Genomic DNA, 15,267 nt, shown 5'->3' with positions numbered 1-15,267 from the left:
GCAGCAATTGTTCAGTCATTACACAAGATGGCTTGAACTTAAGTCTATTGAAAAAAGATTTCAACAACAAATCGATTCTCTAGAAAATATTGTTCAATTATTAGAGCAAAAGGAGCGAGAAGAATTTAATAAAGCCTTGTTAACGATCTCCGACGAAGTAAATGATTTCTACAAAGCACTTCACCCGAACGAAGGTTTTGACCAATTGAAGTTAATCCCTACTCCTGATAGAGGTCTTGAGTTTGAATTTTCTTTTAAAGGCGACCGAGTTACTCCACAAAATAGATTTATGAGTGAATCCCACCTCAACACCCTTGGCCTATGTTTCTTTCTGGCATCGGCTGTAGAATTTAACAAAAACTGTCAGTTTGTTGTTTTAGATGATGTTGTCAGTAGCGTCGATGCAAATCATCGTCAGGCGTTGGCCAAATTGCTTCGCGATGATTCGCGATTAAATCAGAAGCAGTATATTGTTCTATCCCATGACATGTTTTGGAGTGATGTTCTCCGTCGAATATTTCCAAAGTGGCTTCATAAAAAAATACAAAATTGGGATTACGATTCGGGCATTTCAATTGAAGATAAACTCGAATTAAGAGAACAAGTTGATAACGCCATAGGGCGCGGAGATATCATTGATTCAGCTCGTAGACTAAGGGATTTGGTGGATTTGACATTCAGGGAGATTTGTGAAGATTACAATATTTATATGCCTTATCGCCAAGGTAATAGCAATGAGAAAAGAGATTTGAGCGATTTTATTATCGCTGTTTCTCAGCACTTTGGTGCAAATAACAGATTTGATGCTAATCAACCTCCTTTGAGTGATATATATAATTGTTTGTGGCTTATGAACATTGCATCCCACCCCGATCCTCGCCAGTTGAATTTATCAATAAATGACGTGAAAATAATCCTGACTGATTTAGATACTTTTGTCCGCATATTCTATAATCATAAGCCTGGTTGTAAGCATAAACAAAAGAGATTGGCTTGGGATAAAACTACTATGACATTTACTCCATGTACTACATGTAATCAACCAATCTAAATAATTTTGAGTCAGTTGCTGGATTAATAAACGCCAAAGCTATGATAATAAAAATAAAAAATCGCTCACCGAGTTTTATCGATCATTGATTGACAGGTGAATTATTCTCATCCTCATCCCACAACATAGGGTTCGCCTCGATATAATCGGTTTTATTCTGCAAATCCTTTTCGTCGCGAATGATGTGTTCGTAATAGTTCCGTTGCCAGAATTTGGTGATTGCCTTTTCGGTCTCAATGCAGTTCATCTCTTTGGTGGATTGATATTTGAGATACGCAATAATCTGCCCCAATGTTGGTTTACGTAGGGGCGGGGTCTCCCCGCCCTGGTTGTAGGTTCCATCGATATGTGCATTCTGAATATTGTAATTTGGGTTATCACGGGGCGAGAGGACCTCGCCCCTACGTTCGGCGATTATGAAGATAATTCCGTGGACGTGATTGGGCATAATGACGAACGCCCCCAATTCCACATTCGGGAAATGAATTGGAATTTCGTCCCACCATTTCTTAACGATTTCGCCATATTCATTAAGGCGCATTTCTCCATTAATGATTTCGCCAAATAAACAGTTACGCTGATAGGTGACAATGGTTACGTAATAAGCGCCAACCTGCGAATAATCATATCCCTGCAGGCGGATTGATTTTCTATGGTGCTTTCGAGGATCAAATTTGGATTGGGGCATGGTCTCAATAATCCCTCAAATTTCAGATTGAAATTCCTGTTAACCTATTTTACCCGCAATAGTGATGGTATATTTCGTCTAAATTTCATCTAATAAGGCCCAAAACATGAAGAATTTACTCAAACTGGAAGAAGCATTTATGTTTGGCTTGTCCATCTTCCTCTTCTCGAAACTGGACTATGCCTGGTGGTGGTATCCTGTGTTGTTCTTTGCCCCCGATCTGAGCATGGTCGGTTACTTGATGAATCCGCGGATTGGAGCCATCACTTATAATTTCATCCACCATAAAGGACTGGGGATCGGTCTGTTCGTCTTGGGAATAGTTTTGGCAAGTCAGTTCCTGCAATTGACTGGCTTGATCCTCTTCGGCCATTCCAGCATGGATCGTGTTTTAGGCTATGGCTTAAAATATCCAGAGTCATTCCAGGCTACGCATTTGGGACCAATCGGCAAAGGCTAGAAGAATGGGCTGAGGAAAAGCTTTGACCACGGAGCGCACAGAGACCACAGAGATTTTAAAGGGTCTTTCTCAGTGAACTCCGTGATCTCTGTGGTAAAAAAAGGATAAACCCACCAGATCAACCACTATGATTCTTCAGGAATGAAATAAAATCGGGTAATTACTTATTGGATTGATAGGAGCAGATTATGGCTGAACCAATGTACTTCCAGTGGCAGAATGAATATTTGGTCAAAACGATTTACCCCATGCGCGAGCAGAAGCTTCGGGATTTCCTGCTCTATTACATGGAAGTCGATATCTGGGCGCAATACAAGGGTAAGGATATTGCCAGCCTGCAAAACGAAGTTCAGGAATATTTGAAGGCACAGGAGCTGGCAGTCATCACGGCTTATAAGGAATATTCCAGCCTGCGCAAATATTTTTCGCAGCCTGATGCCCGCGCGTACTATGTCAAATTCCGACCCGTGGATGAAGCTGAATTAACCGAAATTAACAACCTGCATGCGCGTTTTATCGCTGCCTGGCCCAAGGATATTCGCGGCGAGAAAAGTTTTGTGGATATGCAGATCACCAGCTGGGTCAACCACCGCAACCTGCTCAGGGACTGGATCAAAACCCGCAAGCGCCGTTTGGAGTCCATGCTGCCAGATCATCCCAAGCGAGCCGCAGAAACCAAGGAATTGGAATATAAGGAAAACGTCAGCCTGCCGATGGTGGAACAGGAACTCGAACAACTGCGTTACTTCCTCGCCACCTATGAAAAAGTTGAAAAGCGCAAACTCGAATGGTATTGGGCCAAGAAAAAGGATCCGAATCTGGCGATTTCAGAAGCGGAATTCCTGGTGGAATATTCGCCAGCCCAGCCTGTCACAGTCAAAGATCTTGCCAGGTGGAAGGTGGAAAAATATGAGGCTTCTCTCCAACTGAAGAATCAATTTCAATTATTGGAAGAGATCCATCAGCGTTTTCAGAATGACCCGAAACGGTATCCGCTTTGGCTGCAATATATGGTCGTACATTTTTCAGGGATGCGTTACGCCACTGCGCACGGTTCCTGGGCAGACCCGAAAGATCTATTGATCCAATTGCGCCTTGCTGAAGTTGAGAAGGAAAATAAAACGATAGCAGATGATCTTGAGATTGAAAAACAATGTAAGGAAAAGATCGCCCAATATGAATCTGCGGGCGGAACCAATAAACCCAAACTGGCGCAGGCAACCGAAAAAGAATGGAAGGATAAAGTTGCGCTTCATATGTTAAGCGTGAAAGCCAATGGACCGAAAACCCGTCGCGCCGGGCTGGCCGCGTTGAAAGCTGAGGAAGTTAGATACGATTTCATGTCTCTGACCACCGAAGAGGCGCTGAAGAAATTGGAATCCATGAAAGGTCAATTCCCGAAATGGGCCTGGAAAGAAATTGTCAAGTTGACGCCGTTGCGCGTGAATTACGTGGCCGACCTAAGTTGGGAAAACCTGACTCCTGAAGAAGCGGCGGAACGCAACACAAAAGAATCAAGCGACCTTCGCAAAGTAATGGATAGCTGGATCACAAAATATATCGGCGCATGGCGTGAGGAACATGGGCGCAGTCATGAACTAATTGTCTCTCGCGCGGTCTGCAATGAAACCGCCGAGCACGTTCAACACATCCGCGGGCATTTGCCTCCCGGCGGCTTAACCCCCAAGCCAAGGTGGTATGTCACCAATGAAAAAGAAAATAAACTTCCAGGCGAGCCGCGTCCGTATTATGTCAAACCGACCTCAGCCAACGACTATACCCCTGGCGCGAGCATTCTATGGCTGCGCTTTGTAGATAAAAAGCCAGATGACTGGCAGATCGCAAAACCAGTTGAAACGAAAGACGGCATTGGGTTTATCCCGAAGGAATTCATGAACAGGAAACCCACCAAAAAAGGTGAGGTCCCCTGGGTATATAAACCAGGCGAGATCACAACCCGCTCGCGCACATTTGTGGATGCGGCCAAAAAGAAAATCACCCAGCAACAATTCCTGCGTTGGATCCACGAGGCCACCGTTGCAGAGGTAGCCGAAACCGCCGACGGCATGGTGGTGCTCACCTATGAAACCGCTCTGCCCGATGATGACCGCGGCACTTCATCCATTGGCATGTTCAAAAAATCCCTCGAGTGGTTCCTCTCTGACGGCACAGAAGACGCATTCAATCGCTCCTTCGTCGGCTATGTGCCCGAAGGCCAGGTGCCCACCGATGATCTTAAACATATGTTGGATTGGAACAAGGTCTTGCGCAAACAAGTTTCATAGCTCCATCAATTCATGGAAGCTCAAACCAGAACCCTTTCCATGATCGAGAAGCTCCTAATCACTGGGTTAGGAGTTGGTTTTTCCTGTCTCTGTATCTTGTTTGGATGGGCGTTCTTTGTTGTGATCCGAGAACCTGTGACGGGAACACCGACTCCTGCGCTTGCTCTGCCTCTCGTGGCGACTCAAACCTCCCAACCCTTTATCTCCCCAACCGAGTTTGCAACGCTTCTTCCTACCCTTGAGCTGCCTACACCCACTGAAAATATTCCTTCGCCTTTGCCTAGCTTTGGTGATTCTCCGCCGCCTGTGGGCAAGATAGTATTCACCTGTTACGTCAAACAGATTGACCAGATCTGCATCATGAATGCAGATGGCTCGGGGCGAAAACAACTCACCGATTTTCCAGCCACTGCCTATTACGCATCGCTCTCGCCCGATGGGGGGACAGTTTATTTTTCATCACGCCAAAGTGGCACTTATGAGATTTACTCAATTGGCATCAATGGAAATGGTCTGCAAAAACTGACGAATGGGATTGGCGCACTCTATGCACCTGAAATGTCACCCAATGGTGAACGGATCATCTTTACGAATCACGGCAGTGGATTGTGGATGATGAAATCCGATGGCTCCAACGCACACGCCCTCACTACCAAAGATGATATCGACCCTTCCTGGTCGCCCGATGGTTCGATGATCTCGTTTGCATCCTCACGAGCAGGCCAACGTCAACTCTTCGTCATGAACGCGGATGGCAGCAACGTGCAACAGGTGACAGACTTGAATAATATGGGCGGACGCAATACCTGGTCACCGGATGGAACGAAACTCGCCTTTTATCGCGGCCCTTTTGGCGACAGAAATATTTTTGTGATCAACGTAGATGGCACAGGCTTAGAGAAACTAACAAACGGCGGTGATAATCTCGGCCCGAGCTGGTCACCGGATGGCAACTGGATCACCTTCACATCTTTTCGAGATGGGAATAATGAGATCTACATCATGCATCCCGATGGCACAGACGCCACCCGCCTGACGAACACCCCCATCTCCGATTGGCAGCCGAGGTGGGGGAAGTAGTAACTGACCTACCCTTTTACTTTCATCATGAGCGCGTGAGGTTCTTCAGAGCGCAATGTCAAACCTGTCCATAATGCGCCAAGCAGATCTACTGAGCCGAGCAGGATCATAACGGGTCCCACTAGTCCGCTCAGAACAAAACCTGTAAAGAAAAGAAAGACCGCCATCCGACTATATATCGTCCACTGCAGGAAGGGGCGCAGGTTCGCGCGTGCGGCCTGAATGTAATAAAAGGCCAGGACAAGCGCCAATGCCCCAACGACCCTGCTCCAGACTTCATTCGTTTCAGGCAGGCCAAACATACCCAACAAAAGATTCGGCATGAATAAAAATCCCAATCCCATCCCGATCAGGTACAACCCAAATACAAAAACTGACTTTGCAGACTTGCTCATGGTTTCCTCCGATATTGATAATTGATATTCGTATTCGGAGTATATGTTCGGTCTCAACTACTGTCACCACTCATCTGTGTGGAAATGAGGGTGGTGTTTTGGTATGATTACGGAAAGCCCGGTAAATGATGTCCAACAAGCCGATCCTGAAACCTCGCGAAATTGAGATTCTGCAATGCCTTGCAGAAGGATTGACTGATGTTGAGATCGGTGCGCGTTTGCATCTCGCGCATGATACGGTGCGCTGGTACAACAAACAGATCTTTGAGAAGTTGGGAGCGGGGAATCGCACACAGGCTGTAAAACTTGCTTCGGAACTGGGCCTGTTCAACGGTCCAGAAAGAGGCGGTGAAAAGAAAACAGCGAACGATCCATCCAGGTCCCCTGTCAAATATGTTGTCAATGAAGGCGTGCACATCGCCTATCAGGTCATGGGTGATGGCCCGATCGATTTGCTATTCATCCATGGATTTATTTCACACCTTGAGCTGGCATGGGAGGAAGCGGAGTACACTCACTTTTTTGAACAGCTCGCGAAGTTTGCGCGTGTCATCCTTTTTGACAAACGATGTGTGGGATTGTCAGATCGAATCCAGGGGGCCCCAACTCTGGAGAACACGATCAGCGACGCAATTTGTGTGTTGGATGCGGTCGGCTCAAAACGGACCTATGTGATGGGTACATCCGAAGGAGGCGCAGCCGCCGTTCTGCTTTCTTCCACGTATCCCGATCGTGTGCAGGGATTGATCCTTTATGGTGCTACGCCAAAACTTGTGAAAACAAATAATGAACCAGCCTGGGCAGATACCGAACTTGCATTTGAATCCATGATGGAGAGAATGCAGAAACAGTGGGGCGGTCCATGGATCATTGAGTCCTTCGCGCCGTCACGGGCATACGAGGAACAGTTTCGCGGTTGGTGGGCAAGGACGCTGCGGGGAGCCTGCAGCCCATCTTCTGTGAAAGCAATTTTGGATATTATTCGTGATGTCGATATTTGCCAGCTCCTCCCACAGATCCGCACGCGGACGCTGGTCATTCATAAAACGGGAGACAAGATCGTGGATGTGGAGGCGGGAAGATATTTTTCCACACACATGCCTAATGCTTCGTGGCTTGAGCTGCCGGGAGACGATCATTTCTTCTTCGTAAAAAGTGAAGCGATCATTTCAGCTGTTTCCGAATTCTGCCGAAGCAATTTGGACACGCAAATGGTCGATACGTGGATCGGAACGATCCTTTATATCCGTGCGGGCAATCTTCGAGATTCTGCACAGAATCTTCAAAAGGAAATTGCTGCCCATCTGCCCAAATCCGTTCATTCAATAAATGACGATGTTGTGGCAGTGTTTGACAGTCCTTCACGTGCTGTCCAGTGTGCCTTTCGGTTGCGGGAAAAATTCGGTCAGGACCAGCTTCGCATTAGTTTGCATGTGGGGGAATGCAATGTGGGAAACGGCAGGCCTGTTAAGACGGTTGTCGAGGCAGCCGCTTTGGCAGTTGAAGCCGCATCCCTCGGTGAGATCCTTGCCACCAATACCCTGCGCGATATTTTTGCGGGTTCAGGACATATTTTCAAACATAAGGGCACGCCTGCCAAATACAAAACACGGGGTGCTAATCTGTATACGGTTTCATAGATTTATTGGGGCACACAGCGGCGCTACTGACTTCCAAAATCCACTACAAAATAATCCCCATATGAACTGCTTGGATAATAGGCATGACCAACCCCAAACTCAGTAGAGATGGAGTTCAGAATCGCATCGCGATGAAGTTGGTCGCTCATCCACCAGGTCATCGCCACCTGCGGACCGCCGCTCCCATAAATGATCTCCTCAACATGGAAAGCGGAGTATCCTGCCGCGCTAATACGCGAATAAATGGATGACCCATTCGAGCCTGTGTGGCTGACCATGTTATTACATGCCATGTCTGCCGCATGGTTCTGGGCGGCATTTGTCAGCTGTGTGTTAATTGTCAACGCGGGCAGGCCAGCATTTGTGCGTTCCGCATTGATCATGGAAGCGATCTGATTCACGTAGCCCGCATTCTGACTGCTATTGCAATTTGTATTACTACCAGATGTACCACTTGATTGCGTAGCACCCGTGGCTGAAGTCGGGGAAACTCCGCCACTGCCTACAACGACCTTGACCCAAAATGTTTTTTCAATGCCAATGTCAATATTATTTCCATTCGCATCGTTCAACGTGAAGTAGCCTGTGTAGGTTCCATTTGACGAGGGCGCGGTCAATTGGACAGAGATTTGTACCTTCTCATTCGCAACAGTGACAGGTATTGGCGCGGAAAGAGGCGCATTCATCTGGTCGCCTGCCGCGAAGACCAATGTGTAATTCACCCACGGACATGTCCCGTTGTTTTGAAATTCCCATGTCTTGGTAAATGATTCGCCCGCTTTGACTGGTGTGTAATCGGGGATGGTCACATCGCGCAGCATCACAGCGCTATTCTTGCAATTAGGCGGAGCGGTGATTGCGATGGTGGCGGTATTTGTAATAAGAGGTGCGGGAGTAGGCGTGGCGGGGACAAAGCCCGATTTTGTGGGAGCCAATGTTGCAGTGACAAAATTCGTTTGCGGCGTTTCCTGTGCTTCTGAATCAACAGAGATGGAGATGCAGGAGGCAAGGAGGGTAGTAATGAAAAATAGGGAAATTATTTTCTTATACATGTTTTTATGTAGGGGCGCGGTCCTCGCGCCCCTAGGGTGTTTGGTTGAATCAAAACATCATCATCTGCCCGGTGGATGATGCTTCCACTGGGTCGCTGGCAATCTGTTCTTCAAATGATTCGCGCGTCAATATCTGAACCTCGAGCAGGCTGCGTAGTAAACGATATTTCACCAGTGGAAACATTTTCAAACGCGCCTTGAGGGACGGGTCACGGTCCTGTTTATAGGCGGCCAGGGCAGCGCGCCCGCCGGGGATGACGATCACAGTTTGTTCATCGGCGTTTTCCAATGCGCGGTTGACCAAAGCCGAAGCCAGTACATGGAATCTTCTGACAGTCTTTCCATTTTCTTTCCATGTCACTACCTGGTCATCTTTTTGAGGTTGATAGCTCAGTCTCTCTCCAAGTGTTTCCAGGATTCCGAGAACATTCCTCATCTCTTCGCGCCGGGCCGAAGCAAGATCTTCATTACGCAGTTTCCAACGCGCGCCATCTTTTTCGGCATATGAGTTTAACACGGCGTAGATCAACCCTTTCGAAGGTGTCAACAATCCCGGGAAGCGCGGATATAGATCCGATTCGATTTCAAGATAAACAGCCTCATTTTGATTTTGCAAAAATGTGACGATGGCAACTTCCACGCGATCCGAAAGCGATTCACCCTCTCGAAATAGCATCGGGGTGCTGGGATCGGAGTGCAGCGCAGTCGAAAGACCCCACATCCCTGTATCCACATTCTCGCCAGTGGAATAATGGACAAACCCTCTGCCATCCTTTAGCGCCGATTCGATCGAGCTCTGGGTCGTGCGCAATGCCTCGTCAAATTCCTGCTCAGGCTGTTTCAACGCATTGGCTTCTTCGCACGCGATCAACCCTGCACAATGGACGTGTAAATATCCAGCGGGCTCGCCTCGCGCGGATAAAAACTCACGCATGGCTTTCTGCACCGATTGAACTTCCACAATTCCCGCATTCTTTTTTTGCGCACACTTCCACGTCACTTGTACAGGGTCGTGTTCGGTGCGCATGGCCACGCTTTGCAATTCGAAGCCCGCGGCTTGCGCGGCAGTAAATGCTGAAGTCATAAATGCAGGCTCAGGCTCGGGAATCAAACCAAACATCGGCACGCCATCTGCTAGCAAATTATTCAAGTGAGTGAACATGGTGTGAAGCGCAGTCGCATTCCAGGCAAAATCATAACGTCGGCGCCGTAAAGCATTCTTATAAGGTTCCACTGCGTCATTGCCCCATAACCAGCCCGCCCACAACGCTGATAGAGTCCAAAATGCCTGGTTCGGACGCGGCACTGACCCGATCACCGCCGCAATCGGAATCTCTCTTTTGACTTCACGCGCCAGGTCCCTGAGACGGCCTTCATAGATGCAGATCCCACCGCTTTCTGGAATCTTTTTAGGCCACGCCTCACATGGGACCGTTGAACCTGCTCCGGTAAAAAGACTTAATCCACGCTCGAGCATCATCCACACATTATGCTCGCGGAATTGATTCGGTGTGCTTAATTGTTTTGGCCTCGGTCTTTCAGATGGATGTGCCCAGAGCGTGTTGCCCGCATCGCACGCCAATAACACGAGAGAAGTCAAGGCGCGTTTTCGTTCGGGATGTAAATTCAAACTATCGAGGCGGTTAATGATCGTTGTCAACACATACAATGGACGCGGCAGATAATGCTGAATTGCCTCTTCTGCATAATTGCGGTCTTCATCTTTTAGAGACACCACTCGTTCAAATGCACGCGAACGATGCAAACCATCTGTAGCGGCGATTTTCTTTGCGCGTTCCACATCCTCTTCTGTTGCGAGGCGTTCGCCAGAGTCACCGCAATGTTTGCATTCATAGATGCGGGCGTAGGGTGCATCCTCTCCTTTGTGCCATAAGAAGCTATGTGCCTGGATCTGTTGTTTGCAATTTTCGCAGGTTGTGAAGTAAAGGGATTGAAAATGATACTCGAGTCGCTCCTCCCCTTTTTTAACTGCGCCAAGGTCAGCTAGCGCGGCGATGAATTCTGATTCGGGTGGCGGGTTGGCGAAGGTCTCGAGCAGGAAGCGCGTGATCGGGTTGTTCGCTGTCACCAGCACGCGATACCCACTTAGCGCGGTTTCGAGCACAAGTCGCGGTGAGAATCCGAATGGGTCGAGCAACCAATTACCAGTTAGGGATTGAAGCGAGAGCCAGGCGGAGATCACTCCCTCTTCAAGCGGAGGTAAAAACCGCGAGAGCGGCCCCGGGTCTGCGGGTTTCAATCCTGGAATGTAAGGCTGGTGCTGCATTTTTAATGAAATAATTCAATGTGGTTTATCATGTAAATGTAGCAGTTCATGACCAAAATTGTACTCGAAAAGGTGATAGAATCTTGCCAAGGAAAACCGTAAATATGCCCCCCGGGGAACAAATTTTTATTGTTGAAAGTGATCCCGATATTGCTGACCTGATCGGCAGACAGTCGCTTCAACCGCTTGGCTATCAAGTGACGGTTGTGGGCGATGCGTCTTCTGCACTCAAGCGCGCGGTTCAGACTCCCCCGGACCTGATCCTTGCAAATCTAAATCTGCCCGGCCTGAGCGGAAAAGACCTGCTGGCCGCATTGAATTCACAAGGCGTGAAATCGCCCCTGATCGTGATCGCCGAAAAAGGGCAGGAGGCCGATGCGATTCAAGCTTTTCGTCTTGGCGCCACAGATGTGATCTTTTGGCCTGTGCGTGATGCTGAGGTGGTTTCCATTGTTGAACGTTCGCTGCGCCAGACCCAGGAGGCCCGTGAACGCCACAAGTTGGACCGCCAACTCAAGGCGACGAATGATGAGCTGCACCGACGCCTGCGGGATCTGACCACTGTCCTCTCCACCGCCAAAGCAGTGGTTTCGATCACGGATCAGCGTTTGTTATTAGACCGTATTCTTGAGAGCGCCTTACAATTAGCTGAAGCTGATATGGGTTGGCTGATGCTGCGCGAAGATCGTAATAACGCTTATATCCTTCGTGCGCAACGTAACCTGCCTGAAGCCTGGGCGAAGAAAATGAACCAAACTGTGGATGATGGCATCAGTTCTTTGGTGGCGCTTTCAGGTGAGAGCCTCTTCATGAATGGCTCTCCCATGCAGAAGTTTAAACTGGCTTCATTGGGTAAATCGGTGGGCGTTGTCCCGATCAAGATACAAAGCGAGGTGATCGGCTTATTGATCGTGGTGCGGAAGAAAGAGCATGAATTCTCGCGTGATGCGCAAACTCTGCTGGCTGCCATGGCGGATTACGCATCCATTTCCCTCGTGAATGCACGCTTGTTCCGCGCTCTGGAACAGACTGCTGAAAATGCACGGGTCGCAGAAAAACAAAGATATGCCGCTCTTGAATCAATACGCGAGGCGATCCAGAGTGAATTACAGGCCGCCAAGTATCCACTTAACCTGGTATTGACTGAAATGCCCGGCATGCTCAACGATGAACAGAGAAAAGCACTCGAATCTGTACAATCCTCATTACAACGCCTTGCAAGCTCCTCCGAAAAGACAGTAGCTCCCAAAAAATAAAAATACAATATCGATCACATGGCAAAACAGACCCTCATTTTACTCGCGCTGAATCCATCCCCGATTCTGGATTTAATGGAACGGACTTTGCGCGCAGCGGACTTTGAGGTGGCAATTGCCCAACATCGCGCAGGGTTGGAAAAATCTGTGCAGGAAGCCATTCCTGGATTAATAATCATCGGCGAGAAATTTGCCGACCAGGATGGCTTGTCTATTTCAAGTGATATGCTTGAACGTTTCCCCACGTTGCCGATCATTTTATACGCAGACCAAGATACAACAGGGGTCGCGAAATCTGCGCTCAGGACGGGTTTGAGCGGTTATCTTTATCCTCCGCTCAAAATGGCTGATATTGTGGATGAAGTGAATAAAAGCCTGGCGCGCGCCAGAAAACTGGGGGATTGGCTGCGCCATGAAGTGAATCGCACCACCTCATCGCTGGCGCAAAAGGCCAAGATCTCTGAAGCCGAGCGCACCAAGCTGGAAGCGATCATCGCGAACATTCAGGATGGTGTGATCGTCATGGACGAAAACCAGGCCATCCTGTTTGTGAACCGCGCCATACGGGATATTTTCAGCCTGGGTGAAGACGTTGTGAATGGCAGGCAGCTCAAGGACGTTATTGCCAATGCGGATTTGCTTGCCTTGCTCTCCCGCTCCGTGGACGGCCCCTTGAAATACCATGAGATCAATTTTGACGATGGCCGTGTATTCAATGCTCAATATACGCCCATTCCCAGAATTGGCGCGGCGGTCACCATGCAGGATATTTCATATCTCAAGGAACTTGACCGCCTGAAAAGTGATTTTATCCATACGGTTTCGCATGACCTGCGCTCTCCTCTAACCGCCATTCTCGGTTACACGGAATTGGTTGAGCGCACGGGCCCACTAAACGAAAATCAACAGGAATTTTTGCGCCGCCTGCAGGGGAGCGTTCAGCACGTTACATCACTGGTCAATGACTTGCTTGATCTTGGCCGCCTGGAAGCGGGCTTTGATACACGACGCGAGTTTGTACAGCTTGAGGGTGTGCTGAAATACACGCTTGATATGTTCGATGCACAAATAAAGAAAAAGAGTCTCAGCCTTACAACAGATATTGCAGGGAATTTACAGCCCATACGCGTCAACCCCATCCGTATTCGGCAAATGCTGGATAACCTTGTTGGCAATGCGATTAAATATACGCCGGACGGCGGTAGTATTCGGGTTCACATGTCGATGCAGGATAAACAGATCATTCTCAAAGTGGAGGATACAGGCCCGGGCATTTTGCCCGAAGAACAAAACCGCGTATTCGAAAAGTTTTACCGCGCTTCAAATGCCCCGGACACTGTGGATGGTTCAGGGCTGGGGCTGGCCATCGTTAAATCCATTGTGGATAGTCATCAGGGGCGTGTATGGGTGGAATCGACTACGGGTGTAGGCTCTACGTTCACCGTGCTTCTGCCCACACAAGAATAAGAATTTAATACTGTCCTTTAATAATGATTGAAAAGGAGAATCAACAATGAATATTTCAAAAGGAAGCATCGCTACGTTGTGTCTTGGCTGGGCGTTTGCCTTGTTGTTAGGTGTGTCGGTTGGTTTGAATTTGCCGTTCGTCCTGATGGTGATCTGGACGGTTCTGACTCTGATATAACAAATAGTGCAGCAGGGGAAGGAGTTGTATTTAAATGTGTAGCGCGGTAGGGAAGGGTATTCCCTACCGCGCTACTTCGCCAAAGGAGGAAATGAACTGTTTCACAAACCACTGTGCCAAGTATTAGAAGTGCTTAATAATATTGTTTTGGCTGGTATCTCGTTTGTAAAGTCTGGCTTTTGAAATTGCCTTGTAGCGTACGCTCATGCCATAAGGATGCAACTGCTCTTGCTCTTCCACCGAAAACATCACCTCATATGGGGTTAGGCCCACATAAGCTGGGGCTGGCATGCTTGTAACTTTGCCAAGAAGTGTATCCTTGCCTTCCGAGAGGTGCCCAAGGTGGATAGGTGACGAACACATTGGATCAAGAAAAACCTCTTTGTCCCTTCGAATGCAAAGGGACAAACTCTCGTAAGACAGAGGAGGTGGCCATGAACGTGGCTCAAAAATATGTTTGAACTCGTCGACGTCAGGTTTTTTCTTCCATCTCTCAATCCATGCTGCGGTTGTCAATGCTTCTGGATTGGTCAGGCTATTTTTACTCGGATCATCGACCAATTGGTGAATACGCCACCTGTGGATATCCTTCAGCGTTGGCCTGAAAGGTTCAAAGTGCCATAAACGTCCTCCCACGCGATGAGCGGGAATACTAAGTTGTGGCGATGTTTCGCATTCTCTCATTGCCATCTCAACCAATGTAGGCAAATCAGCAACCCCTTTTCGGTCGACAAAAATCTGCCAGTTGGGTTGAAATCCGGCTGCTTTTGCCCGGCGGGTTGCTAGCAAGATGTCGTCAAATGCCCCTTCCCGGCAGACAAACCAATCATGATGCTCTCGCAAACCGTGCAGGGTGAAAGCAACTGTGTGTATTCCGATCTTGGACATTTTCTCGAACACTTTCGCATGGTCTTTCCTCCTTGCCAATCCAAATCCATTGGTGACCAGCCAACCACCATGCTTAACTGCGATGCTTTCATCATATACTTCAGGAAAAGCGGAGTAGGCTGTTGGTTCATAATAGATCGTTAGTGGGCCCCAATCTTTCTTGAATGTCTGAAGTTCATCGAGCGTAAAGAAATCCCCATGTGGCAAATGCCCATTGGCACTGCAATGACGACAAGTGTTTGTGCATCCGGCTACTTCGATATAAATAATCATCGATGTTGATTACATTAAGCCAACTAACTTTGGCTCATCTAACAATTTGACCGAATAAGCTTTTATAGTTGGCCAAAGATTAAAATACAATAAAAGTATACACTAATATAGATGGTATCACTGTAGTGGAGATACCGTTATGGACCTGTTTGGATGTATACATCTGTATAGGTGCAGGCGGCACTGTTGATGCAGCGAGAACGCTCAAAACGATCCAAATTACAGGGATTATTAAATGTGTAGCGCGGTGAGATCGGAAGAGCACAC

General features: G+C 48.1%; 13 protein-coding genes. 8 read left to right on the top strand and 5 right to left on the bottom strand.

Translation table 11 applies throughout. From position 1 onward, the window contains the following. The coding region (locus AC14M5_RS08925) for a hypothetical protein (RefSeq protein WP_484029307.1) at positions 1 to 1,051 on the top strand (1,051 nt) is incomplete at its 5' end. A gap of 82 nt (positions 1,052 to 1,133) precedes the next feature. On the opposite strand, the gene AC14M5_RS08920 is transcribed toward AC14M5_RS08925, so the two are convergent. Continuing rightward, positions 1,134 to 1,739 carry a transposase gene (locus AC14M5_RS08920; RefSeq protein WP_484029306.1) on the bottom strand — a complete coding sequence of 202 codons (606 nt, stop codon included), beginning with the start codon at positions 1,737 to 1,739 and terminating at the stop codon, positions 1,134 to 1,136. 106 nt (positions 1,740 to 1,845) lie between these two features. Here AC14M5_RS08920 and AC14M5_RS08915 point away from each other — a divergent pair, with 106 nt between their 5' ends. The 3 genes from AC14M5_RS08915 (at position 1,846) to AC14M5_RS08905 (ending at position 5,564) form a co-directional block, all read left to right on the top strand. Further along, complete coding sequence (locus tag AC14M5_RS08915; RefSeq protein ID WP_484029305.1) at positions 1,846 to 2,199, top strand: DUF4260 domain-containing protein; 354 nt, start codon at positions 1,846 to 1,848, stop codon at positions 2,197 to 2,199. 188 nt (positions 2,200 to 2,387) lie between these two features. After that, positions 2,388 to 4,484, top strand: a complete 2,097-nt coding sequence (locus AC14M5_RS08910) for a hypothetical protein (protein WP_484029304.1) — start codon at positions 2,388 to 2,390, stop codon at positions 4,482 to 4,484. Between the two features lie 120 nt (positions 4,485 to 4,604). Then, positions 4,605 to 5,564: a DUF5050 domain-containing protein gene (locus tag AC14M5_RS08905; RefSeq protein ID WP_484029303.1), complete on the top strand. Its 960-nt coding sequence runs from the start codon at positions 4,605 to 4,607 to the stop codon at positions 5,562 to 5,564. 8 nt (positions 5,565 to 5,572) lie between these two features. Here the strand turns inward: AC14M5_RS08905 and AC14M5_RS08900 are convergent, their stop codons facing one another. Next, positions 5,573 to 5,959 carry a hypothetical protein gene (locus AC14M5_RS08900; RefSeq protein ID WP_484029302.1) on the bottom strand — a complete coding sequence of 129 codons (387 nt, stop codon included), beginning with the start codon at positions 5,957 to 5,959 and terminating at the stop codon, positions 5,573 to 5,575. A gap of 125 nt (positions 5,960 to 6,084) precedes the next feature. Between AC14M5_RS08900 and AC14M5_RS08895 the strand changes: the two genes are divergently transcribed. Continuing rightward, a complete protein-coding gene (locus AC14M5_RS08895; RefSeq protein ID WP_484029301.1) occupies positions 6,085 to 7,599 on the top strand; it encodes an alpha/beta fold hydrolase in 1,515 nt (504 codons plus the stop codon). 23 nt (positions 7,600 to 7,622) lie between these two features. Here the strand turns inward: AC14M5_RS08895 and AC14M5_RS08890 are convergent, their stop codons facing one another. Then, positions 7,623 to 8,651, bottom strand: coding sequence for a CAP domain-containing protein (locus AC14M5_RS08890; RefSeq protein ID WP_484029300.1), 1,029 nt, complete (start codon positions 8,649 to 8,651; stop codon positions 7,623 to 7,625). Between the two features lie 49 nt (positions 8,652 to 8,700). Next, positions 8,701 to 10,938 (bottom strand): hypothetical protein, encoded by a 2,238-nt coding sequence (locus tag AC14M5_RS08885; protein ID WP_484029299.1) that lies wholly within the window; start codon positions 10,936 to 10,938, stop codon positions 8,701 to 8,703. 104 nt (positions 10,939 to 11,042) lie between these two features. On the opposite strand from AC14M5_RS08885, the gene AC14M5_RS08880 reads away from it, so the two are divergent. The 3 genes from AC14M5_RS08880 to AC14M5_RS08870 are packed head-to-tail and all read left to right on the top strand — an operon-like array spanning position 11,043 to position 13,839. Further along, positions 11,043 to 12,194 carry a response regulator gene (locus AC14M5_RS08880; RefSeq protein ID WP_484029298.1) on the top strand — a complete coding sequence of 384 codons (1,152 nt, stop codon included), beginning with the start codon at positions 11,043 to 11,045 and terminating at the stop codon, positions 12,192 to 12,194. A gap of 18 nt (positions 12,195 to 12,212) precedes the next feature. Then, on the top strand, positions 12,213 to 13,661 hold the full coding sequence (locus AC14M5_RS08875) for an ATP-binding protein (protein ID WP_484029297.1): 1,449 nt from the start codon (positions 12,213 to 12,215) through the stop codon (positions 13,659 to 13,661). 46 nt (positions 13,662 to 13,707) lie between these two features. Continuing rightward, positions 13,708 to 13,839: a hypothetical protein gene (locus AC14M5_RS08870; protein ID WP_484029296.1), complete on the top strand. Its 132-nt coding sequence runs from the start codon at positions 13,708 to 13,710 to the stop codon at positions 13,837 to 13,839. A 123-nt stretch (positions 13,840 to 13,962) separates the two neighbouring features. On the opposite strand, the gene AC14M5_RS08865 is transcribed toward AC14M5_RS08870, so the two are convergent. Then, complete coding sequence (locus AC14M5_RS08865) at positions 13,963 to 15,000, bottom strand: radical SAM protein (RefSeq protein WP_484029295.1); 1,038 nt, start codon at positions 14,998 to 15,000, stop codon at positions 13,963 to 13,965. Positions 15,001 to 15,267 lie beyond the last annotated feature (267 nt).

The sequence above is a fragment of the Candidatus Villigracilis sp. genome (assembly GCF_057083605.1).
The sequence above is the reverse complement of the archived record's forward strand: the minus strand, read 5'-3'. Positions and strand labels throughout refer to the sequence as shown.

Coding starts and splice junctions, on each gene's coding strand:
- AC14M5_RS08920 (WP_484029306.1), bottom strand. CDS start 1,739: ATGCCCCAATCCAAATTTGATCCTCGAAAGCACCATAGAAAATCAATC.
- AC14M5_RS08915 (WP_484029305.1), top strand. CDS start 1,846: ATGAAGAATTTACTCAAACTGGAAGAAGCATTTATGTTTGGCTTGTCC.
- AC14M5_RS08910 (WP_484029304.1), top strand. CDS start 2,388: ATGGCTGAACCAATGTACTTCCAGTGGCAGAATGAATATTTGGTCAAA.
- AC14M5_RS08900 (WP_484029302.1), bottom strand. CDS start 5,959: ATGAGCAAGTCTGCAAAGTCAGTTTTTGTATTTGGGTTGTACCTGATC.
- AC14M5_RS08895 (WP_484029301.1), top strand. CDS start 6,085: ATGATGTCCAACAAGCCGATCCTGAAACCTCGCGAAATTGAGATTCTG.
- AC14M5_RS08890 (WP_484029300.1), bottom strand. CDS start 8,651: ATGTATAAGAAAATAATTTCCCTATTTTTCATTACTACCCTCCTTGCC.
- AC14M5_RS08885 (WP_484029299.1), bottom strand. CDS start 10,938: ATGCAGCACCAGCCTTACATTCCAGGATTGAAACCCGCAGACCCGGGG.
- AC14M5_RS08880 (WP_484029298.1), top strand. CDS start 11,043: ATGCCCCCCGGGGAACAAATTTTTATTGTTGAAAGTGATCCCGATATT.
- AC14M5_RS08875 (WP_484029297.1), top strand. CDS start 12,213: ATGGCAAAACAGACCCTCATTTTACTCGCGCTGAATCCATCCCCGATT.
- AC14M5_RS08870 (WP_484029296.1), top strand. CDS start 13,708: ATGAATATTTCAAAAGGAAGCATCGCTACGTTGTGTCTTGGCTGGGCG.
- AC14M5_RS08865 (WP_484029295.1), bottom strand. CDS start 15,000: ATGATTATTTATATCGAAGTAGCCGGATGCACAAACACTTGTCGTCAT.